General features: G+C 38.1%; 23 protein-coding genes. 12 read left to right on the top strand and 11 right to left on the bottom strand.

The annotated features are described in order from the left end of the window. On the bottom strand, nucleotides 1-1,085 hold a 1,085-nt coding region (locus tag Q0X89_RS11115), incomplete at its 3' end, for an LON peptidase substrate-binding domain-containing protein (protein WP_297694117.1). Nucleotides 1,086-1,302: 217 nt separating this feature from the next. Between Q0X89_RS11115 and Q0X89_RS11110 the strand changes: the two genes are divergently transcribed. The 4 genes from Q0X89_RS11110 to Q0X89_RS11095 are packed head-to-tail and all read left to right on the top strand — an operon-like array spanning nucleotide 1,303 to nucleotide 4,266. Further along, on the top strand, nucleotides 1,303-1,854 hold the full coding sequence (locus Q0X89_RS11110) for an RNA polymerase sigma factor (RefSeq protein WP_297694115.1): 552 nt from the start codon (nucleotides 1,303-1,305) through the stop codon (nucleotides 1,852-1,854). A 2-nt stretch (nucleotides 1,855-1,856) separates the two neighbouring features. Beyond that, nucleotides 1,857-2,420 (top strand): hypothetical protein, encoded by a 564-nt coding sequence (locus tag Q0X89_RS11105; RefSeq protein ID WP_297694113.1) that lies wholly within the window; start codon nucleotides 1,857-1,859, stop codon nucleotides 2,418-2,420. Continuing rightward, entirely contained in the window at nucleotides 2,401-3,489 is a 1,089-nt protein-coding gene (locus Q0X89_RS11100; RefSeq protein ID WP_297694111.1) for a hypothetical protein, read from the top strand. The genes Q0X89_RS11105 and Q0X89_RS11100 overlap by 20 nt, the downstream gene beginning before the upstream one ends. 45 nt (nucleotides 3,490-3,534) lie before the next feature. Continuing rightward, on the top strand, nucleotides 3,535-4,266 hold the full coding sequence (locus Q0X89_RS11095) for a head GIN domain-containing protein (RefSeq protein WP_297694109.1): 732 nt from the start codon (nucleotides 3,535-3,537) through the stop codon (nucleotides 4,264-4,266). 44 nt (nucleotides 4,267-4,310) lie between these two features. Here the strand turns inward: Q0X89_RS11095 and Q0X89_RS11090 are convergent, their stop codons facing one another. The 8 genes from Q0X89_RS11090 to Q0X89_RS11065 all read right to left on the bottom strand — a co-directional run bounded on the left by Q0X89_RS11090 (nucleotide 4,311) and on the right by Q0X89_RS11065 (nucleotide 14,486). After that, the gene (locus Q0X89_RS11090; RefSeq protein ID WP_297694107.1) at nucleotides 4,311-5,633 is read right to left on the bottom strand and encodes an MFS transporter; all 1,323 of its coding nucleotides are present in this window, start codon (nucleotides 5,631-5,633) and stop codon (nucleotides 4,311-4,313) included. A gap of 72 nt (nucleotides 5,634-5,705) precedes the next feature. Continuing rightward, nucleotides 5,706-6,521 carry a M48 family metallopeptidase gene (locus Q0X89_RS11085; RefSeq protein WP_297694105.1) on the bottom strand — a complete coding sequence of 272 codons (816 nt, stop codon included), beginning with the start codon at nucleotides 6,519-6,521 and terminating at the stop codon, nucleotides 5,706-5,708. A 36-nt stretch (nucleotides 6,522-6,557) separates the two neighbouring features. Continuing rightward, complete coding sequence (locus Q0X89_RS11080; protein WP_297694103.1) at nucleotides 6,558-8,957, bottom strand: glycoside hydrolase family 31 protein; 2,400 nt, start codon at nucleotides 8,955-8,957, stop codon at nucleotides 6,558-6,560. Between the two features lie 100 nt (nucleotides 8,958-9,057). Beyond that, a complete protein-coding gene (gene glgB, locus Q0X89_RS18080; RefSeq protein WP_367177049.1) occupies nucleotides 9,058-10,068 on the bottom strand; it encodes a 1,4-alpha-glucan branching enzyme in 1,011 nt (336 codons plus the stop codon). A gap of 114 nt (nucleotides 10,069-10,182) precedes the next feature. Next, nucleotides 10,183-10,602, bottom strand: a complete 420-nt coding sequence (locus tag Q0X89_RS18075) for a hypothetical protein (protein WP_367177047.1) — start codon at nucleotides 10,600-10,602, stop codon at nucleotides 10,183-10,185. Beyond that, complete coding sequence (locus tag Q0X89_RS18070; protein WP_367177046.1) at nucleotides 10,506-10,898, bottom strand: hypothetical protein; 393 nt, start codon at nucleotides 10,896-10,898, stop codon at nucleotides 10,506-10,508. Before Q0X89_RS18070 ends, Q0X89_RS18075 begins: the two co-directional genes overlap by 97 nt. A 10-nt stretch (nucleotides 10,899-10,908) precedes the next feature. After that, the gene (locus tag Q0X89_RS11070; RefSeq protein ID WP_297694101.1) at nucleotides 10,909-12,543 is read right to left on the bottom strand and encodes a trehalose synthase; all 1,635 of its coding nucleotides are present in this window, start codon (nucleotides 12,541-12,543) and stop codon (nucleotides 10,909-10,911) included. Between the two features lie 2 nt (nucleotides 12,544-12,545). Then, nucleotides 12,546-14,486: an alpha-1,4-glucan--maltose-1-phosphate maltosyltransferase gene (locus tag Q0X89_RS11065; protein WP_367177045.1), complete on the bottom strand. Its 1,941-nt coding sequence runs from the start codon at nucleotides 14,484-14,486 to the stop codon at nucleotides 12,546-12,548. A gap of 204 nt (nucleotides 14,487-14,690) precedes the next feature. Between Q0X89_RS11065 and Q0X89_RS11060 the strand changes: the two genes are divergently transcribed. From Q0X89_RS11060 to Q0X89_RS11040, 5 genes are all read left to right on the top strand, one after another. After that, nucleotides 14,691-15,245: a collagen-like protein gene (locus tag Q0X89_RS11060; RefSeq protein ID WP_297694099.1), complete on the top strand. Its 555-nt coding sequence runs from the start codon at nucleotides 14,691-14,693 to the stop codon at nucleotides 15,243-15,245. A 131-nt stretch (nucleotides 15,246-15,376) separates the two neighbouring features. Next, entirely contained in the window at nucleotides 15,377-15,877 is a 501-nt protein-coding gene (gene msrB / locus Q0X89_RS11055; protein WP_297694097.1) for a peptide-methionine (R)-S-oxide reductase MsrB, read from the top strand. A 56-nt stretch (nucleotides 15,878-15,933) separates the two neighbouring features. Then, nucleotides 15,934-16,461, top strand: a complete 528-nt coding sequence (locus Q0X89_RS11050) for a DUF1572 family protein (protein WP_297694095.1) — start codon at nucleotides 15,934-15,936, stop codon at nucleotides 16,459-16,461. An 87-nt stretch (nucleotides 16,462-16,548) separates the two neighbouring features. Next, on the top strand, nucleotides 16,549-17,940 hold the full coding sequence (gene lpdA / locus Q0X89_RS11045) for a dihydrolipoyl dehydrogenase (RefSeq protein WP_297694093.1): 1,392 nt from the start codon (nucleotides 16,549-16,551) through the stop codon (nucleotides 17,938-17,940). A 24-nt stretch (nucleotides 17,941-17,964) separates the two neighbouring features. Then, on the top strand, nucleotides 17,965-18,252 hold the full coding sequence (locus tag Q0X89_RS11040; protein WP_297694091.1) for a DUF3817 domain-containing protein: 288 nt from the start codon (nucleotides 17,965-17,967) through the stop codon (nucleotides 18,250-18,252). On the opposite strand, the gene aroQ is transcribed toward Q0X89_RS11040, so the two are convergent. Both aroQ and Q0X89_RS11030 read right to left on the bottom strand, forming a co-directional pair. Continuing rightward, a complete protein-coding gene (gene aroQ, locus Q0X89_RS11035; RefSeq protein WP_297694089.1) occupies nucleotides 18,247-18,660 on the bottom strand; it encodes a type II 3-dehydroquinate dehydratase in 414 nt (137 codons plus the stop codon). The two genes, Q0X89_RS11040 and aroQ, sit on opposite strands and share 6 nt — an antisense overlap. 86 nt (nucleotides 18,661-18,746) lie before the next feature. Beyond that, nucleotides 18,747-19,202, bottom strand: coding sequence for a hypothetical protein (locus Q0X89_RS11030; protein ID WP_297694086.1), 456 nt, complete (start codon nucleotides 19,200-19,202; stop codon nucleotides 18,747-18,749). Nucleotides 19,203-19,332: 130 nt separating this feature from the next. On the opposite strand from Q0X89_RS11030, the gene Q0X89_RS11025 reads away from it, so the two are divergent. From Q0X89_RS11025 to Q0X89_RS11015, 3 genes are all read left to right on the top strand, one after another. After that, nucleotides 19,333-20,232 (top strand): site-specific tyrosine recombinase, encoded by a 900-nt coding sequence (locus Q0X89_RS11025; RefSeq protein WP_297694084.1) that lies wholly within the window; start codon nucleotides 19,333-19,335, stop codon nucleotides 20,230-20,232. Nucleotides 20,233-20,411: 179 nt separating this feature from the next. After that, nucleotides 20,412-21,839: an amidohydrolase gene (locus Q0X89_RS11020; RefSeq protein WP_297694082.1), complete on the top strand. Its 1,428-nt coding sequence runs from the start codon at nucleotides 20,412-20,414 to the stop codon at nucleotides 21,837-21,839. Between the two features lie 131 nt (nucleotides 21,840-21,970). Beyond that, the gene (locus Q0X89_RS11015; RefSeq protein ID WP_297694080.1) at nucleotides 21,971-22,465 is read left to right on the top strand and encodes a sigma-70 family RNA polymerase sigma factor; all 495 of its coding nucleotides are present in this window, start codon (nucleotides 21,971-21,973) and stop codon (nucleotides 22,463-22,465) included. Nucleotide 22,466: the final 1 nt, after the last annotated feature.

Genomic DNA, 22,466 nt, shown 5'->3' with positions numbered 1-22,466 from the left:
TCAAGTCCATAATGATCCCTGTCTAAAATTCTTTGAGCCCTTTTAAGGTCAAATTTATCTTTGGAATACTCATTCCAAGGCAAATCGAGAAACAAATCGAGATAATTCCTTTGTATGGAATATTCCGCTACCTGTGGATTCATCCGCTGGATTTTAGCCAATTCCTTATCAAAATGTTCTGCTACCTTTGCATCCCATTTCTTATTCTTGGATTTGGCTTGCATTTCAAGAAACTCCTCATCATAAGAAGCCCCGCCCAATTCTTCCTGAATTGTTTTCATCTGCTGATGTAAAAAATACTCACGCTGCTGCTGATCCAGGTCACTGCGCACTTTAGACTGGATATCTTTCTGAAGTTTCAATTTCTGAAGCTCCACATTCATGTATTTTAAAGTAGCGAGGGCTCTTTCTTGCAGATTTGGGATCTCCAGTAAGTCCTGCTTGTCTTTTACATCCAGATTAAGGTTTGAAGAAACGAAGTTTATCAGGAAAGAATTGCTTTCTATATTCTTTATTGCAAAGGAAGCTTCACTTGGAATGTTAGGATTATTTTTGATGATTTTTAACGCCAATTCTTTTATCGAATCTATGATCGCCAGAAATTCCTGATCGCCGGGCAAGGGTCTAACCTCATCCGCTTCTCGAATCGTAGCAGTCATATATGGATTCTCGGTGAGAACCTCAGCTATTTCGAATCGTTTTTTACCCTGTATTATAACGGTAGTATTACCATCAGGCATTTTCAAAACCCTTAAAATTCTGGCAACGGTCCCTAAAATATTTATATCCTTAATCCCGGGGTTTTCAGTCTCCTCGTCTTTCTGAGAAACAACTCCTATTACCTTAGATCCTTTATTGGCATCTTTTATTAAATTTATTGAAGTATCCCTTCCCGCAGTAATGGGTATTACTACACCCGGAAACAATACGGTATTTCGAAGAGGTAAAATTGGTAATACTTCAGGCAAGCTTTCGTTATTCATCTCCTCTTCGTCTTCAGGAGTTAATAACGGTATTAATTCAGAATCTTCATCAATTCCTTGTAACGTCATATTGTCAAAATTTGAATACTTAGAATATCCCATATCATTTTATTCGGTCATTCTGTCATTTTAGGACAGATTATCTATTAGTTAATTCTATCGATACCTTTCTAGTCGGCCCCTATTAAGGTATTAATAGGCATAAATAAGGGCCTTTCAGCTTAATTAAGACAATTCTTGTGCCAACAAAGAAATATTTTTCTAAAAAAAGTGTAACATTTCATAAATTAATAAATCTTTTATACAAAGCATTTACTTTTTGAGCCAAAATAAAGTACATACTGAGTCCTTGTTACAATTGTGTCTGGAGGGTAAGCAAAGTGCACAAATGGAAATTTACAATCGCTATTACAAAGCCATGTTTAATACGGCCTTTAGGATTGTAAAAGACAGTGCAGAAGCTGAAGATGTTATGCAGGAATCGTTTTTAAATGCTTTTACGAAACTGCATACGTTTAAAGGAGATGTTACTTTCGGAGCGTGGTTAAAGCGTATAGTTATTAACAAAAGCATCTACCATTACAGAAAGCAGAAGAAAAAGAATGAGGTTGGATTAGATGAAATATTGTACAAGGTCGAAGATAATGACGGAATTGCCGAGGATCATGGGAATACAGAACGAATGGCTCAAAAAGTACTGGAAACCATGAAACAATTGAAAGACAATTACAGAATTTCTTTGACCTTACATCTAATTGAAGGCTATGATTACGAAGAGATTAGTTCAATAATGGGTATAAGTTATGCGAATTGCAGGACTACTATATCAAGGGCAAAGGATAGTTTGAGAAAAAAAATGATAAACGCTTAATTATGAATGAAGATCGAAAAATAGAGGAATTGTTCAAGACACTTCAAGGCTCTTTTGATACAGAAGAACCAGGAGAAGGTCATGAGGAAAGGTTCCTGCAGAAGTTAAGCAATTCTAAAGGGGTAGTAAGATTAGCGCCAAAAAAGAACAATTGGTGGCGGCCTTTATCGATTGCTGCTTCCATAATGTTGCTTTTCGCAGTAGGTGCATCGCTCTATACCAGCAGGCCTTCAATTGAAGAGCAGGTTGCTAAAATATCCCCGGAGGTTTCTCAGACTCAGTTTTACTTTGCCAACCTTATTGAGGGGCAAATTAACGATCTGGTAAATGAAAGCACACCTGAAACCAAAAAATTAGTAGATGACACTTTATTACAATTAAACAAACTGGAAATAAATTACAAAAAACTTGAACAAGATCTAATTAATGGAGGAAATAGCAAACTGATACTTAGTGCGATGATAACCAATTTCCAAACGCGCATTGATTTGTTGCAGGAGGTTATGGACAAGATAGAAAATATTAAAACTTTTAAAAATTACGATGATGAAAACATTACTATTTAAATATTTATTAATTGCACTTCTTATAGTTCCTGCAGCAGGTCAGGCATCCAATGGAAAGCTGAAAGGCAAGTATACCAAAGAGAAAACCATCAAGAAGGAATTTGATGTCAATACAGACGCCCTTCTCAAGGTTTCGAATAGCTACGGAAATCTAAGTTTAAGCTCCTGGAGCGAAAACAGAGTAGTAATAGAAGTACATATTAAAACAAGTGGAAATAACGAGTCTAAAGTACAGGAGAAGCTCGATAAAATTACTGTGGATTTTGATGCCAGCAGCGATATGGTTTCAGCAAAAACAATCTTCAACAAGGATAAAGGTTGGGGCTGGAACTGGGGAAATAATAACAATGTGAATATGCAAATCAATTACATTATTAAACTACCGGTAAAAAATAGCGTACACCTTAATAATGACTATGGGAATATTATGCTGGACAGGATTGATGGCCATGCCAAAATTAGTTGTGATTATGGAAGATTGGAAATTGGAGAATTGCATGGTAGGAATAATGAACTAAAATTTGATTATACTTCGAAATCAACTATAGAATATGTGAGAAGTGCTAAAATTTCTGCCGATTACTCAGGATTTACCATTCAAAAAGCCGGGGATTTATATATAAGCGCCGATTATACGAATTCCGCCATCGGAGAGATGCAAAATCTGGAGTATACCAGTGATTATGGTAAATTAGACGTAGAAAAAGCCTACAGCGTTCAAGGCAATGGAGATTATATAAATGTAAAGCTGGGTACTATTCATGGTAATGTGGATATTAATGCAGATTATGGCTCTGTAAGCATTAAAAACATGGCTGAAGATGGAGGAAATGTTTCTATCCGTTCAGACTATACAGGTATTAAAATAGGATATGATCCTATGTATAACTTCAATTTTGAAATTACAACTGAATATGCCGGTGTTAGCGGGAAAGATGATTTTGAAATTAATATAAGTAAAGAAAAATCCAATGAGCGATATTACAAAGGTTTTTATGGAAGTGAAAGTAGTGAAAACATGATCTCCATAACAAGTGATTATGGCAGTGTCAGTTTTACTAAAAATTGAACAGAACCTTTAAACAACAAATACTAATATCTAAAACACATAATCATGAATAAAATACTAACACTTGGAATAGCACTATGCATGGTTGCATCCGCAAATGCACAATGGGGAAAGAAAATAAAAGGAAATGGAAATGTAGTTACCATTGAAAGATCTACAGAAGATTATGATGCCATTTCAGTTTCAGGATGGTTTGATGTTATCCTGGTTGACGGAAAAGAGGGAAAACTTAGTATTGAGGGCGATGAAAATTTGCTTGAGTATATAAAAACCGAGGTAAAGGATGGCAAATTGGTCATTAAAGTAAAAAAAGGTTATAACCTCCAACCTTCTTCATGGAAAGAAGATGGGGGAATCTTTGTAACTGTACCGGTAGAGAGTATTAACGCAGTTTCACTGTCAGGATCGGGAGATATAGTTGGTGAAAAAACAATTTCCGCTTCAGAATTCAATACAAGTATGTCGGGCTCCGGAGATATCACACTCGATTTGGAATCTAAAACCGTTACTGCATCAATGTCCGGTTCCGGAGACATAAAGTTAAGTGGCTCCACTGAAGTATTTGAGGTTCAAATTTCGGGCTCCGGTGACATAAAGGCTTTTGAACTAATAGCCGATAAAGTTGATGCAAGTGTTTCTGGTTCTGCTGATATCAAGGTTACTGTCAATGAAGAATTAATTGCCAGGGTTTCCGGTTCAGGAGATATACATTATAGAGGGGATCCGAAAAAGATAGATAGCAAAACCTCTGGTTCCGGAGATATTACCAAAGGTTAGTATTACATCAAAAAACGAACGGCAATAGTACCCTGGCGGAAACGTCAGGGTTTTTTATCTACCCTGGTCAACAAAAACAAACCACAAAGGAAAAATAGTCCCAGAAATATGGTTGCGTTTCTCATGCTACCTGTAAACTGGGCAATAAAACCATACAAAAAAGTGCCTATAACGATTCCCATTTTTTCCGCAACATCATAAAAACTAAAAAAGGAAGCCGTATCTGTTGTTTCAGGGATAAATTTGGAATACGTAGATCTCGATAAGGCCTGTATTCCGCCCATTACAATTCCAACAAAACCGGCTGCTATATAGAAATCGAGAGGAGTAACTAAGAAATAGGCATAAATACAGATTATTAGCCATAAAATATTTATCACCATCAGCGTTTTTATATTGCCAAATCTTTTTGATGCTCTGGCAGTCATGGTTGCCCCGAAAATGGCCACCAATTGAATAACCAGAATACTTACAATTAACCCTGTAGTACGCTCATTATCTGAACCCCAGTCTATCTCCTGCTCTCCAAAATAAGTAGCAATCAACATAACAGTCTGCACCGCCATACTATAAACAAAAAAGGCTAATAGATATCTTTTAAGTTTTACCTCATTTCCTAATTGGTGCCAGACCCCTTTTAGCTCTTTGAATCCATTGAAAATAATATTTTGCCGTACTCCCGGCCTTTTTATCCCTTTAGGCAGATAATAAAAAGTATATTGACTAAACAGAATCCACCATATACCTACTGTTACGAATGAATATTTCATAGCTTTTATTTCAGCTACTTCAGTGGCATCTGTCTCTATCCCAAAAATATCGGGTTTCATTACCATGGCAAGGTTTAAAAGCAGTAAAAGAACACTACCTATATAGCCCATGGAAAATCCTTTGGCACTAATACCGTCCTGTTGCTCAGGGTAAGCGATATCAGGAAGGTAGGAATTATTGATTGCAAAACTCACCCAGAATCCCACAAGACCAAAAAAGTAACATACCAGGCCCAAATAAATATTTTCCAATGAAAACCAGTAAAGCCCAATGCAGGAAACTCCTCCCAGGTAACAAAAAAATTTCATAAAGATCTTCTTATTACCAAGATAATCTGCAATCCCGGAAATTAGAGGGGTAATTACGCCGATGAACAAAAATGCGGCTGATGTGAGATAACTTATTAATGGTGCTCTTTCAATATCACCACCAAAAACAGATACTTTCTCAATATCTGCAGCTCTAAACAAAGCTCCATAAAAAATTGGAAAAATGGCAGATGCAATAACAAGGCTATATACAGAATTCGCCCAATCATAAAATGCCCAGGCATTTAATAATCTCTTACTTCCCTTTATTGCAAAAGTTCTGGCCATTTATTAAAAAGCTACTCTATATGAGCAGCTTCGAATATACAACTATTAGGGAAATCACTATTTGAGATTCGGCTATTGAAAAGAAGTAACACCGAACTTCTGAGCTTCCTGCCTCGCCAATGGCGCCCATTGGGTTAAATTGGCTATCCTGGTATCATTAGATGGGTGTGTACTTAAAAACTCAGGTGGGGCATTGCCTCCGGCATTTGCTTTCATACGTTGCCATAAACGCGAGGCCTCATCGGGGTTATAGCCTGCTATGGCCATTATTTGAAGTCCTATTCTATCTGCTTCAGTTTCATGACTGCGGCTGAAAGGCAGCATGAGTCCGACCGTAGAGCCAATACCGTATGCCTGGTTAAACATATTTCTTGATTTATCATCCTGGATCGCAATATTTCCGGCAACCGCTCCCAGTTGCTGCAGGGTTCCGGCACTCATTCGCTGTGCACCATGATCTGCTAAGGCATGAGCCACTTCATGACCCATTACTACCGCCACTCCTGTCTCTCCCGCACAAATAGGAAGAATACCGGTATAAAAAACAATCTTGCCACCAGGCATGCACCAGGCATTAATTAGCGTGTCTTTTACCAAATTATACTCCCATCGGTAATCCTTAAGATATCCGGGGTATCCATTAGCCGACAACCATCTTTCAGCCGCAGAAGAAATTCGCTGCCCAACCCTTGTAATCATCTTGGCTTCGGTAGTTTTCTCAAGAACATCATTTTGTCCAATGAATTCATCGTATTGTGCGAAGGCCATTGGAAAAATCTGACTGTTTGGGTAGAAGTTCAATACTTTTTGTCCCGTAAATGGATTCACTTTACAGGAGGCAATTCCCAAGAATAATACGAATACCAGTACAAACTTTTTCGTGCTCATTTTTGATGATTAATTAAGACTTAAAATACAAAATATTTATTTACCTACTATGTGCAATACAGTAAATTCCTTAGTGACTTGTATTGCATTATTTCCATTCTTTATGAGATCTTTAAGTGGTACAATTTCATTGTCTACTTCTATTTCTTTTATAGTAAATGGCAAATCAATTAAATTAATCTTAAATGAACTATAAGAAGTAACGAATGCTCCATTTTTAAACTGCTGAATAATCAATTCATTTTTCTTACCATTCAATTTAAAATTCCTGAGGCTATAATTCCCTTTTGTATAATCATAACCGTCATGTCCATCTTCATAAACTGAGGAATTTTCAATACCCAACTTAAAGTAAACATCAAGGATTAATTCTTCGATAACTTTTTCACCAACATACTGCTGGACAGGATATGTGGGAATTATTGCTCCTTCTTTAACAAAAATTGGAATTTTATCAATATCTGCCGGAACCCATTTTTCCATTCCTCCTTCCACAACCTCACCAGTCCAAAAATTATGCCATTTTCCCCTGGGAATATACATTCTTCTTCCCATTGCGTTTGGTTCCTGAATTGGACAGACCAATATTTGTTCTCCGAATATAAACTCATCTGTTCTAAAATGTGTTTGATGGTCTTCCTGATCAAAATATACCAAAGGTTTAAGCATAGGTATGTTCTCATTTGAATATTTCCAGAACATGGTATAGAGATACGGAAGAAGCTGGTATCTTAATTCAATAAACTTCCTTACTATACCGGTTACTTCCTTATCAAATGACCAGGGCTCCTGATCTCCGTGGTCTCCACTGGAGTGCACCCTAAAAAATGGATGAAAGACTCCTAATTGAATCCATCTGGCAAAAAGTTCTCCATTTGGTTGCTCTGCAAATCCTCCTATGTCAGAACCAACAAAGGACATACCACTCATACACATTCTTTGAACCTGTACATTCGCAATCCAAAGGTGTTCCCATGTAGCAACATTGTCTCCGGTCCAGGTAGAGCAGAAACGCTGCGCTCCGGCATATGCCGCCCTTGTTATTACAAAAGGCCGTTTAGGGTAAACGTATTTTTTGACACCTTCAAAAGTTGCCCTTACCATTTGAGTACCATAAATATTGTGAGCCTTTCTATGACTACATGGATGGCCATCAAAATCATGTCTGGTATCTAATGGTGCCGTTTTAGAAGGAACTTCCATTATTGCAGGTTCATTCATATCATTCCATACTGCATGGGCTCCTGTTTCTGACATGAGCTCTTTATAGAGGCCTGCCCACCATTTCCTGACTTCCGGATTTGTAAAATCGGGAAAACTACATTCTCCGGGCCAGACTTTACCTCGCATCAAGGGTCCATCTCCCCTTTTACAGAAATAATCATTTTTTAAGGCTTCCTGGTATACCCAATAATCCTTATCTACTTTAATGCCCGGATCTATCATGACCACAGTTTTAAAGCCGTCTTCCTCTAAATCCTGTATCATGGCCTTAGGGTCAGGAAATTTTTTCTTATCCCATGTGAAACAACGAAATCCATCCATATAGTCTATATCCAGATAGATGGCATCACAAGGTATTTTAAGAGCTCTGAATTTTGCAGCAATTTTTTTAACATTGCTCTCAGGGAAGTAACTCCATTTAGATTGATGAAAGCCCAATGCCCAAAGTGGTGGGATTTCGGGTGTGCCAGTTAGATCTGTATAAGCTCTGACTACTTTAGACATGGCAGGGCCATAAAAGAAGTAATAATTCATTTCTCCCCCATCTGCCCAAAAGCTGGTTATATTCCTTCTTTCGTGAGCAAAATCAAAATGGGTTCTAAATGTATTGTCGAAGAAAATTCCATAAGCAATATCGTTGTGAAGGCCAACATAAAAGGGAATTGCCTTATATAAAGGATCCTGATCCTTGCTATAGGCATAAGAATCTGTTACCCAATTGCTTACCCTTTTACCTTTTAAGTTTGAGTGGGTAGCCTTATCACCCATACCATAAAAACTTTCAGCAGTCTGGGTAATCTTACTCATCTTCACAGAATTACCGCCATATTCGTAATTCTCCTCCCAGTGAAAACCGAGTTCATCCTCATTTATGATATTCCCCTCTAAGTCTGAAATTTGTGTTCGCATGGTTTTTTTATCTACCAGAACCGTAATCTTCGAAGTGGTAATTAGATATTCCGTTTTTGTTTCTGTAGACTCAAGCTTATTATAACCCCTGCTGGCATCCGGACTTATTGCATATGAAAAATCTGGTTGAAAAACTTCTTCCGTGGCATATCTGAATCGAATAGCGCTGTTTCGCAGCACCGTTATTTCAAGAATTACCCCATTCTCCGAAGTAAAATAAAATTTATCGGTGTCACGCTTGAACTTAATTATATGATTGGGATATAAATTGCCTTTGTATTCTAATTCTGTATTGGTAATCATAAAGGGTGATTTAAAAGACCCACAAAAAAAAGACTTTAACTTTTAAAAGAAAAACGATATTACTACCATTTATGAACTACAACGTTATAGTTGACTATATTTATTTGAAAATTACCATCCCAAGTGGTGGAATTGTAATCTCAATAGAAGTTTTATGACCATGCCATGGCGTTTTGGAAACTTTTATTCCGGTATTTTTACTTCCGCTTCCACCATATTTTTTCGCATCACTATTAAAAACCTCCTTCAAAGGTCCCTTTTTGGGGATTCCTACCCTGTATCCTTCTCTAGGAACCGGCGTAAAGTTACAGGCTATAATCAGGTCGTTTTTAGGTTCATGTCCGCGGCGAATATATGTAAGTACAGAATTCTCATAATCTCCATAATCTATCCACTGAAATCCTTCAGGGCTGAACTGCTTTTCATAAAGGGCCGGTGATGAACGATAAAACTTGTTTAAGTCTTTTACCAGCTCCTGAATCCCAGCGTGAAAATCATATTGCAACAAATGCCAATCAAGACTATGCTGATAATTCCATTCAGAAGACTGTCCAAATTCCGCACCCATAAATAGGAGGTTAGTACCCGGATGCGTAAACATATATCCGTAGAGCAATCTTAAGTTTGCAAATCTTTGCCATTCATCGCCCGGCATTTTATATAACAAAGACTGCTTTCCATAAACTACCTCGTCGTGGGAAAAAGGCAACATGAAGTTCTCGGTAAAAGCATAGGTCATACTAAACGTAAGGTCATTCTGATGGTGCCTTCTGTAAACAGGTTCTTTCTTAAAGTATTCCAGGGTGTCATGCATCCAGCCCATCATCCACTTCATGCCAAATCCAAGTCCGCCTATACTAACAGGTTTAGAGACCATTGAAAATGAAGTTGATTCCTCGGCAATTGTTTGAATTCCCTTAAAACTGCTGTATACTTCCTGATTGAGTTCTCGTATAAAAGAAATTGCTTCAAGATTCTCGTTATTGCCATAAATATTTGGTTCCCACTCCCCTTCTTCACGAGAATAATCCAAATACAACATTGAAGCAACCGCATCAACACGGAGACCATCTGCATGATACTGATCTAACCAAAAATTAGCATTACTTATTGATATTGGGGTTATCCTGGATTGGGTACCTTCCCATTTTCCTGAAGATGCCCATGGCTTAGGTTTTTTTGATGGCTCCAACCTATATGAGAATCCCGACAGAAGAAAAGGATATCATCCCGATTGGAAAAGTTTAAAATCTTCCGGTTTACCAAATCTGGATGTAGGGGCAAAATAGCCCGTAAGCTGATAGCCCCATGAAGGATCATAAGGATATTCCATAATGGGCATGAATTCTACATGCGTAAAATTCATTTCCTTTAAGTATTTAACCAGATCTTCTGCCAGATCTATATAAGACATAAATTTATCCTCATTGGCGCGTTTCCATGATCCAAGATGGATTTCATAAACAGAATACGGTTTGTCTAAACTATTTTTGGCCTCACGCGTATCCATCCAATTCTTATCCTTCCATTTATATGCATCATTCCATACTACTGAAGCCGTATTAGGCGGATGCTGACAATATCTGGCAAAAGGGTCTGCTTTTTCCGTTTTAATATCATTGTTATGAGAATGAATCTTATACAATGTATTTTATACTTATACAAAGCGCCTTGCTCTACTCCTGGAATAAAACCTTCCCAAATACCACTTTCATCCCATCTTACATTCAGCTGATGTTCTCCTTCTACCCAGTAATTAAAATCACCTATGACAGAAACCGATTTAGCTGTAGGTGCCCAAACAGCAAAATAGGTACCCTTCTTGCCCTTATATTTCACAGGGTGCGAACCTAAATGATTGTAAAGCCGGTAGTGCTTACCCGCTTTAAAAAGATTGATGTCAAAATCCGTTAATAAGCTATAGGGAATTACATTGCCCATATTTCTATTGTTAGTTAGGTTCGTTAATAATACTAATAATACCCTGCAAAGGTATCACCGCCCATCTGGGTCTTGAATTCATTTCATATCCCAGTTCGTAAACTGCTTTTTCAAGCATGCAATATTCCAAAAGGAATACTCTTTCCTGCCTATAACCAATATTTATATTGTGCTCCTGAATAAGACTGGCATAGGTTTCCAGAAAGACTCCAATAAAGTATCGATAAAGTATTTCCCCAGCCAGAAAAAGATCTTCTTGTGAATATGCATAGTCTTCCATGTGGTTGAAAATTGTTGCATAAACGGCATAATGAAATGACCGGAAAAGACCTGCTATATCTTTTAAAGGGGGCTGCTTAACCTTCCTGTCCCTGATTGTACTTTCGGGTTCTCCTTCAAAATCCAGTAAATAAAAATCATCGTCTTTTACCAATACCTGGCCCAGATGATAATCTCCATGAACGCGAATCCTTTCTCCTTTTAGTTTGGTCCAGTCAAAATTTACAAAGCGTTTTCTAATCTCATTTTTCCGCTCCAAAAACTCCTTAGCCAGTTCTAGCGATAAACCTTCCAAACGATGGAGGTTATTTTCAACGGTATTTAATCTATTTTGAAATTGGTATAACAATCTATTTTTAAGCCATACCTCGTAATCTCCATTAAAATGAGTTGGAGTGAATGCAGTGTCTTCAAACTCTGAACCCAAAGCAATATGCATTTCAGCCGTTCTCTGTGCCAATTTCTGAAGTTTCAGGAAAATGTTCAAACCCGCCCAATCAATAATTTCAGGTGGAACATTCCTGATGTTCAACCGCTCAAACAATACAGTCTGAGGTAACTGATGAACATTTATTCCTTTATATTCAAGATTACTAAAGATTTTATGTAATTCAATTAACATAAAATCCCAGGCATCGCCCTGATTAGGTACCAATTCCTGCATTAATGCTATGGTAACATTAACATTCTCTGCATCCATAATACTAATGCTTCCCTGATAGGCCGGTGTATTTTTGTACCCCTTTCGCTCTGAAAGGAACTGACTCATTTCAAGATCGGGATTTTTATCGGCGTAAATCCTTCTAAAAAATTTTATAACGGATTTATCGTTTATTATTACGGAAGTATTGCTCTGTTCAAGCCCCATAAAACGGGAGGATTCGTAAACTTTATCCTGAAAATCAACACTTTTATGATACCTTACCCTGGTAGTGTCATTTGGTTCTGCGTTCAGGATACGCTCAAATACTAACTTTCGAAAAGCCTCCAGGTTTATAGCATCTATTATAAAACCAGCCTGCCCGTTAATACTCAGCGGCAGAATCCTTTCTTTTTCAGCAAAATTCTCATCGGTAACAAAAGCAATAGGTAAAAAATAGTGCTGGTAAAACGCCTCTTCAAAATTAACTTCCAGTAATAAACCATAATATACTTCACCTTTCTGCTGAATCCTGAAATATTCGCGGAGCTCTATATATTTAAGTTTACTTGCTTTACCTCCATACCAGCGTTGTTTAACCACATAGGCCTCAAGGACATCTGAAAGAAAAACTTTTATAAAATTCTTGTCGTCCAATAAATTTTCCCAGGCCACATTAAATGAGTAGGGAGGTTGAAGAATTGAGTCCTGTTTTTTCTTGGACATTTTTATTTTTTAATATGAAACATATGAAATGGCAACGCAGGATGCAATTCTACAAAATTCCACTCATCATACCAAAGATAACTATTGTCTGTGACAAGGTCATGCATGGTTATCCCCTGGCTAATATCGACGGATAAATCGCCTAAAGGAAGCTGAAGCATTCCTCGCTGCGAATAGTGAGAGTCCAGGTTAATAACTACTAAAACTTCATCCGATTTATCTTCGTTCCATTTATAGAATGCAATAAGCTGGTGATTCTCTATATGGCAAAACCTAATATTGTTGGTTTGCTGCAATGCTTCATGGTTTTTCCTTGCCTGGTTTAAACGAGTAATTATAAGGGTTAATTTATTTTCAATAGACCAATCCCAAAATTTCACTTCATATTTTTCTGAATTCAAATATTCTTCTTTGCCCGGTAAGGCTTCAGAAATCATATACTCAAAAACAGGTCCGTATATACCAATATTACCAGATAGCGTTGCCGCCAGAGCATAACGCGCAATATGCATAGCTTCATTTGACCCTTGCAGATGGTATGGATTAATATCCGGTGTATTGGGCCAAAAATTTGGACGGTAATACTCTTTCATTTCTGATTGGGTGAGCTCCAGCATATATTCAATAATTTCTTGCTTGTGTACCCGCCACGTAAAATAGGTATATGACTGCGAAAATCCCTGCTTGGCCAGTTGCTGCATTACCTTAGGTCTGGAAAAGGCTTCTGCTAAAAAAAGAACATCGGGATGTTTCTTTTTAACTTCGGCTATTAACCAATTCCAGAAATAATAAGGCTTTGTATGAGGATTGTCTACTCTGAATATTTGTATACCGAGTTCAACCCATTTTAGTGTAACCGACAAAAGTTCTTCCCAGAGCTCCTTAAATGCAGGGGATTCAAAGTAGAAGTTTACAATATCCTGATACTTCTTTGGCGGATTCTCAGCATACTGCATTGTGCCGTCCGGTCTTTTTCTAAACCATTCTGGGTTACTTGATATATAAGGGTGATCCGGAGCTGCCTGAAACGCCAGATCCAATGCAATCTCCAAATCCAATTCTTTAGCCTTTTCTATAAGACTTTTAAGGTCTTCCTCCGTTCCTAGTTCCGGATGTATCTCCTTATGTCCTCCGAGCTTTGAACCTATTGCCCATGGAACTCCGGAATCTCCCTTCTGGGCATTTGTAGTATTGTTTTTACCTTTTCTGTTAACTTCACCAATAGGGTGTATTGGAGGGAAATAAAGGACATCAAAACCCATCCCTGCTATTTTGGGCAGCAAGCGTTCACAATCCTTAAACGTACCATGTTTACCTTCCACAGGAGAAGACGACCTTGGAAAAAATTCGTACCAGGTACTAAAATTTGCCTTGAGCCTGTCTACATAAACCTTAAGATCTTCACTTGTATTGGCCAAAAAACGATTTGGATATGCAACAAATAATTTATGTAGTTTATCTGAAACCGCTTCTTTAACCGCAGTATCATATAATTCTTCGCTTTGAAAAGATTTAATTAAATCATTTATATACTTCTTATCGGCAGCACCTATTTTTTTCAGCAAGGTCTTCAAATATTGCACCCCGTCCAAAAGTTCACTGTTTACATGCTGATCATCTTTTAACTTGGCCTCAATACCGTGCTGCCAGTTTTGAGCATGATCTACCCAGGCTGAAACTCTGTAAGTATAAAAGCCCTGCTTAAGTACCTTAAAAGAAACCCTGTGAACATCATCTCCCAGATGTTCCATTCGTGCCGTTTTAAAAGATTTCTCGCCTGAATGTTTGTATTGAAGTTCTGCCTGAATTATATCATGTCCATCACCGATAACGTCGGCATATACTATAACAGATTCTCCAACGACCCGTTTAATAAAAAAAGCTCCGCAGTGAAGCTGAGGAGTAATATTTTCAATTACAACACGTTGTTGTCTTAACATCATAATTAGTTAGTTGGGTTTTGCTAAAAATAGGAAATAATCTGAAATACAACCCCTCCAAGCCCCAATTTTTAACGAATTAAGACACAATATAACCCCTTGTTCCATTTTTGGAACGCTTTTTGTTTCCTTGGTTATGACAGTGTGTAAAATTCAAAAAAAAAATAAAGACAGACTTAAAATATTAATCATTAAAAAATTAACATTATGAAAAATATTACATTAGTATTTAGCGCATTATTAAGCTTAATTATTTTGTCTTGTGAAGGGCCTGTAGGACCTCCGGGGCCTCCGGGTTTCGATGGAGTAGACGGCGTGGACGGGGTTAATATTTTAGGACAGGTCCTTGAGATTGAAGGTACTTTTGATGCCGGAAATGATTATTCCATATTCTATGAATTTCCGACGACCGTTGAGGTCTTTGAGTCGGATGTGGTCCTTGTTTACCTACTTTGGGACGTAGATGTAGATGGCAATGGTGAACCTTTGGATATCTGGAGGCTTTTGCCACAAACCCGAATTTTAAATCAAGGATTACTTCAATACAATTATGACTTTACGTTTCTGGATGTACTTCTCTTTTTAGAATCTGATTTCGACCTTGGAACCCTTTCTCCGGGAGATACGGATAACCAGGTATTCAGAATAGCAATTGTTCCTGCAGAATTTGCTCAATCCTCAAAAATGGATACTTCGAATATTGAGGAAGTTATGAGTAGCTTGAATGTTAGGGAAATTGATATTACCAGAATAAAATTGTAGTAGCAGTAAAAATAAATAAAAACGATCCCTGCACTAATCATGCAGGGATTTTTTTATGTAGTAATGCTTAACTTTGAAAGGTTTTGAATTCAAGACCGTCAAAAAAATTAGAAAAAGAAAAATATTAAACCATGAAAAAGTATGTATGTATTATCCTGTTGATTGCTGCGGGATGTAAAGGGGTTTCACAGGACAAAGAAGTAAGCACTGCAGATGCAGAAGAAAAAACAGAGACATTTAAAATAGTTAAATCTGAACAGGAATGGCGTGAAGAACTTACAGACATGCAATTCTATGTTCTCAGAAAGGCCGGAACTGAAAATGCGGGTTCCAGTGAGCTTTTAAATAACAAAAAAGCAGGTACATACGTCTGCGCCGGCTGTGGAACGGCTTTGTTTAAAAGTGAAAACAAATTTGATTCCGGATCCGGCTGGCCAAGTTTCGACAAGGAAATTGAGGGAAATGTGGCCTATGATGTGGATTACAAAATTGGATACAAAAGAACAGAAGAGCATTGTGCTGTTTGCGGCGGCCACCTTGGTCATGTATTTGAAGATGGCCCGCGGGAAACTACCGGTCTGAGACATTGCATCAACGGAGCCGCATTGCGTTTCGTGCCCGAGGAAAAATAGATCTCTACTTGTTTGGTTATGGAAACTATCAGAATTCAATATTGGAATTGAAATAAATGAATTTACAGGCAGAGTACTTAAAAAGTATATTATTTGAATGCCGGCGATATAAATCCCTTGGCGACAAAACATTTGTTCAACTCAATAATGCAGACTTACATTGGAAATATGAAAGCACAGGTAATAGTATTGCGGTAATCGTAAAACATTTATCGGGTAATATGTTGAGCAGATGGACTAACTTCTTTTCTGAGGATGGCGAAAAAACCTGGAGAAACAGGGACTCAGAATTTGAGGATACCTATAAAACAAAAGAGGCAATGCTTGTTGCATGGGAAAAAGGTTGGAATTGCTTTTTTGACGCCATTCAGGAAATAAACGAAGAGAATTTTAATAATACGATCAAAATTAGAAATGAACCGCACTCAATACCGCAGGCATTAAACCGGCAATTGGCTCATTATTCCTATCATATTGGTCAAATAGTACTGCTCGGCAAGACTATAAAGGGGGAAAATTGGGTATCTCTCTCTATTCCAAAAGGCCAATCAAAGGCTTTTAACCAGGAAAAGTTTAAAGATTAATTTAAGAATCTTAAGGAAGTTCAAAAGCTTTCAATTTGGTTTTGTAACTTTGCGACCTCATAAATCTGAATCACAAAAAATACTGGAATGGGCAAATTCGATATTATTGTTTTAGGAAGTGGACCCGGAGGTTATGTAACTGCAATCAGGGCATCACAACTTGGATTTAAAACGGCTATTGTTGAGAAAGAGAATCTTGGCGGTGTATGTTTAAATTGGGGATGTATCCCAACTAAAGCTTTATTAAAATCGGCCCAGGTATTTGAATATTTGCAACATGCATCCGACTATGGGCTTAAAGCAGATGGTGTTGATAAAGATTTTGATGCTGTTGTAAAACGAAGCAGGAATGTGGCAGATGGAATGAGCAAGGGAGTTCAATTCCTTATGAAGAAGAATAAAATTGAAGTCATCAATGGTTTTGGAAAGTTGGCCCCGGGAAAGAAAGTAGTTGTAACAGACGAGGAAGGCAAGGATACGGAGCATAGTGCGGACCATATAATAATCGCCACTGGCGCAAGAAGCAGGGAGCTGCCCGCTTTACCTCAGGACGGGAAGAAAATTATTGGTTACCGCAAAGCAATGACTTTGGAGAAGCAACCCAAGAAAATGATAGTTGTGGGAAGTGGAGCTATCGGAATTGAATTTGCTTACTTCTATAATGCCATGGGAACTGAAGTGACAGTTGTCGAATTTTTGCCAAATATTGTCCCTGTAGAAGATGAAGAAGTTTCTAAACAGTTAGAACGCAGCTTTAAGAAAGCAGGTGTTAAAATTAAAACATCATCCGAAGTCACCCATGTGGATACCTCAGGAGATGGGGTTAAAGCTACCGTAAAAACCGCCAAAGGAGAAGAAATTCTGGAGGCTGATATCGTTCTTTCCGCTGTAGGCATTAAATCAAATATTGAAAATATAGGTCTGGAAGAAGTAGGTATTGCTACGGACAGGGATAAAATTCTTGTGAATGATTTCTACCTGACCAACATTCCGGGTTATTATGCCATTGGCGATGTTACTCCCGGTCAGGCTCTGGCACATGTTGCTTCTGCCGAGGGTATACTTTGTGTGGAAAAGATAGCCGGGATGCATGTAGAAGCTTTAGACTATGGGAATATTCCAGGTTGCACCTATTGCATGCCCGAAGTTGCTTCCGTTGGCCTTACAGAAAAACAAGCCAAAGAAAAGGGATATGATCTAAAAGTTGGAAAATTCCCTTTCTCTGCAAGTGGCAAAGCAAAAGCTTCGGGAAATGCCGATGGTTTTGTTAAAGTGATTTTTGACGCAAAGTATGGCGAATGGTTAGGTTGTCATATGATTGGTGCCGGTGTAACAGATATGATTGCAGAGGCCGTGGTAGCGCGTAAATTAGAGACAACAGGACATGAAATCCTAAAGGCGGTTCACCCGCATCCTACAATGAGTGAGGCGGTAATGGAAGCAGTGGCAGAGGCCTATGATGAAGTTATTCACCTCTAATCCCGTGAATCAAAAAAAGAAAAAATGCTTAAAATATTTCGCTTGAGTGCTATACTGGAAGGTATTTCCTATTTACTTTTATTTAGTTTAAGTATGCCTTTAAAGTATTGGGCAAACATCGCTGAACCCAATATTTATATTGGTTATGTACATGGATTCCTCTTTATAGCCTATTTAATTTTGGCCGTATTTTTTGCAGTGGAAAGAAAAATAGCTCCTAAAAAAGGAATTATGCTGGTATTGGCTTCGCTATTGCCTTTTGGCACGTTCTATATGGATCGGCATTACCTGAAACCGCTTTCAGCTTCATAAAAAACTCCGGATTGCCAACTCATAGCTTTGTAAACCAAATCCCAATATAACACCTTTAGCCCCGGGTGAGATATAGGATACATGCCTGAAATCCTCGCGTTGATGTGTATTGGAAATATGCACCTCAACAACCGGTGTGTTTATAGCCTTAACAGTATCCCCCAAACCTACAGAGGTATGGGTGTAAGCCGCGGCGTTTAAGATTATCCCATCATATGAAAAGCCCACCTCCTGGATTTTATCTATTAATTCTCCCTCAATATTTGACTGGTAGTAATCCAATTCTAAATCCTTGAATTTGGATTGTAAATCAATGAAGTATGATTCAAAAGTTTTACCGCCATAAATTTCAGGTTCTCTTTTCCCCAGAAGGTTAAGGTTTGGCCCGTTAATAATTATAATTTTCATAGGGTTAAAAGTAATAAAATGTGGAGTGCAAAAAAAGCGGAAGATATTCCTCCGCTTATTCAAAGAAGTTTGGTCAAAAATTAATTCTATTCTATAACATATCTGAAACCAAGTCCAAACCTTGCCGCTTCGCTGCCTCCTGAATCAAAACTTATATACGGTCTCCAATCAAGAGAAAAGCTTAAGGGCACGTTATTTAATTTATAATCCAGACCTACCATAGGTTTTATTCCAACATCAGAATTTCCACTGCCTAATAAAAATGCCGGTCCACCGCCTGCAAACCATTGAAGGCCATCGGCTCCAGAAAATTGTCCGTGATATTGATACAAGAGATTAATTGCAGTTATACGGTCTCCAAAAAGTACTTCAGCCATTCCGGCATGATTTTCACCAAAGAAATATTTCCCCGAAGGGCCAACAAGTGTTGATCCATTGCCAAAATCAAGACCAACACCAACTGCAGCCAGGTAGTCCTGTGCAGTGGTATTTACGGCATAAAATGTCATTAGAAACAAAATAAAAACATTGATTTTTTTCATATTAAAAATTTAGGTTTATTAAGAGTTCAAAGATAAAAATCTATAACTACATGAACAGTGATTTAACACATTTTCGCTTAATAAAAGCCCTGAACTTTAAAATACAATAAACAAGCAATATCTTTATAACATGAACTGGAAGCAGGCTCAAACAGATTATGAATATTATTTGAAGATAGAACGTGGTTTGGCAGCCAATTCCATCTCCAATTATTTAAGAGATGTAGAAAAACTAAGACTGTTTCTTACCAAAAAGGGAATAAAAGAAACTCCTGTATCCCTGGATCGTGAAACGTTGCAACTTTTTATATATGAAGTTGCCAAGGAAGTAGGGCCAAGGTCTCAGGCTCGGATAATATCAGGGCTTAAAAGTTTTTTTAATTACTTAGTTTTCGAGGATTACCGAAAAGATACTCCCTTAGATCTAATAGAATCCCCAAAAATTGGCCGAAAACTTCCGGACACTCTTTCCACCCAGGAAATAAACAGTCTTATTAAAGCCATTGATTTATCAAAACCCGAAGGTGAACGCAATAGAGCTATGCTGGAAACACTCTACGGATGTGGATTAAGGGTCTCGGAATTAACCGGTCTCAGGATTTCGGATCTATTCTTCGAGGAAGATTTTATTAAAGTTACCGGAAAGGGCGATAAACAGCGCTTTGTTCCCATAGGTAATGTAAATAAAAAATATATTACTATTTACCTCACCGAAGTACGCAGTCATCAAAAAATTCAAAAGGGATTTGAAGACATCTTATTTCTCAACCGAAGAGGAAGACAGCTTACCCGGGCTATGATCTTTGCAATAATTAAACAGCTTGCAGTGAAAATTGATCTATCCAAAAATATAAGTCCACATACTTTCAGACATTCATTCGCAACGCATTTATTGGAAAATGGTGCCGACTTGCGCGCTATACAGCAAATGTTAGGGCACGAGAGTATTACAACCACAGAAGTTTACATGCATCTAGATCGTACGCATTTGGCTGAAGTGGTAAACAAATATCATCCAAGGCAAAACTAAGTATGCCCATCCTCCTTTATTAAATATCTTGAGTTTAAATCTTAAAAAATGTTCAAGGCTCAAAATCTTATTATCCGGAATTGGACTTGAGAATTGCCATATCTGACGATTTTTTATCACGATTACCTCAGAAGTTATGCGTTTGATTATATTTATCTCCAAAATTAAAAATAATGAACATGCGAAAATTAGTATTTCTGAGCGCTTTAATACTGTACTGTGGGCATACACTAAATGCGCAACTTACAAAAGATGAAGTCCTCCTTGAAATGGATAAGAAATCTGAAGCCTATGGGGCCATAGCACAAAATATCTGGGAATTTGCTGAAATAGGATACCTGGAAGAAATGAGTTCCTCTCTATTACAAAAAACATTGAGCGATGAGGGTTTCACAATAAAAAAAGGTGTGGCCGGCATTCCTACAGCATTTGTCGCTGAATACGGAAGTGGTGCACCAATAATTGCGATTCTGGGTGAGTACGACGCACTTCCGGGATTATCTCAAAAGGCAGTACCTGAGAAATCATCTGCAGGCCAGGAAGCTGGCCATGGATGTGGTCATCATCTTTTTGGCACGGCCTCCGCAGCAGCTGCTATAGCAGTAAAAAACTGGATGACAGCGGGTAATACTAAAGGAACTATAAGATTTTATGGGTGTCCGGCAGAAGAAGGGGGCTCAGGAAAAGTGTATATGGTACGGGATGGATTATTTAATGATGTGGACATAGCTTTACACTGGCATCCCGGTGCCGAAAATGAGGCGAACGCGGGCGCGGCCCTTGCAAACAAATCGGCTAAGTTTAGATTTTACGGAATTTCTGCTCATGCTGCAGGAGCACCAGAGAAAGGGCGTTCTGCCCTTGATGGTGTTGAAGCTATGAATATGATGGTAAATATGATGAGGGAACACATTCCGGAAGAAGCAAGGATTCACTATGTCATTACACAGGGTGGAAAAGCACCAAATGTAGTTCCTGATTTTGCCGAAGTCTACTACTATGCCCGCCATGACCAAAGAAATGTTGTGTTAGAGATATTTGATAGGATTGCTAAAGCAGCTGAAGGGGCTGCATTGGGTACCGGTACAACAATGGATTATGAACTAATTGGTGGCACTCATGAATTATTACCGAACCTGACCTTACAAAAATTAATGTACGATAATCTTTTAAAGGTAGGCGGCGTTAACTATACGCAAGAGGAAATGGTATTTGCAGATAAGATTGCAAAAACTATGGGCTCAGAAAAAGCTGCTTTAGAAATCGCTGAAAATATTCAACCTTATAATACCGTTGGTGAGACTTCAGGTTCTACAGATGTAGGTGATGTAAGTTTTGCAGTACCTACTGCCGGTATGGGTGCAGCAACCTGGGTTCCGGGAACTCCAGCACATAGCTGGCAGGCCGTTGCTGCTGGTGGGACTTCAATAGGTAAAAAAGGAATGATGGTCGCTGCAAAAACCCTGACTTTAACCGCAATTGATCTTTTCACAAGCCAGGATCTGGTTGCAAAGTCCAAAGTTGAATTTCTGGAACGCAGGGGTTCCGAATTTGTTTATATTCCATTACTGGGAGATCGGCCACCCGCTCTGGATTACAGAAAATAACGACCTTAAATTAGATATCAGAAAATATAGATTTAAAAGGACCTGCAAAAACAAGTTTGCTTTTATTAAGCAAGGATGTAACAATCCAGGAATAAATACTACTAATAGATAATTTACTACCAACCCGAAGCGTGAACAAGGAACTTGAGCACAAATTTGTTGCGGAACTTGAGAACAATCAGAATATTGTTCACAAGGTGTGTAGTTTATACACAACAAACAGGGAGGCTCACAATGACCTTTTTCAGGAAATAACGATTCAGCTATGGAAAGCATACCCAAAATTCAGGGGAGATTCTAAATTCAGTACATGGATGTACAGAGTAGCTTTAAATACGGCGATAACATTGTATCGGAAATCGAAAAAAAGCATAAAAACACAGGATTTTGATTCCGTTATTTATAGAATTAAAACAGACGAATATGATGCTACTGAGGAAAAGCAACTGCAGTTGATGTATAAAGCGGTACGGCAGTTGGGAGATATAGACAAAGCATTGGTTTTTCTTTACCTGGAAGACAAAGATTACAGCGAAATTTCGGAGACTTTGGGAATTAGCGAGGTCAATGCCAGGGTGAAAATGAACCGGGTTAAAAATAAACTTAGAACCATACTTAATCCTTAAG

Source organism: uncultured Eudoraea sp. (genome assembly GCF_947258525.1).
GTDB lineage: Bacteria > Bacteroidota > Bacteroidia > Flavobacteriales > Flavobacteriaceae > Eudoraea.
This window is presented reverse-complemented; position numbering and strand designations above follow the sequence as displayed.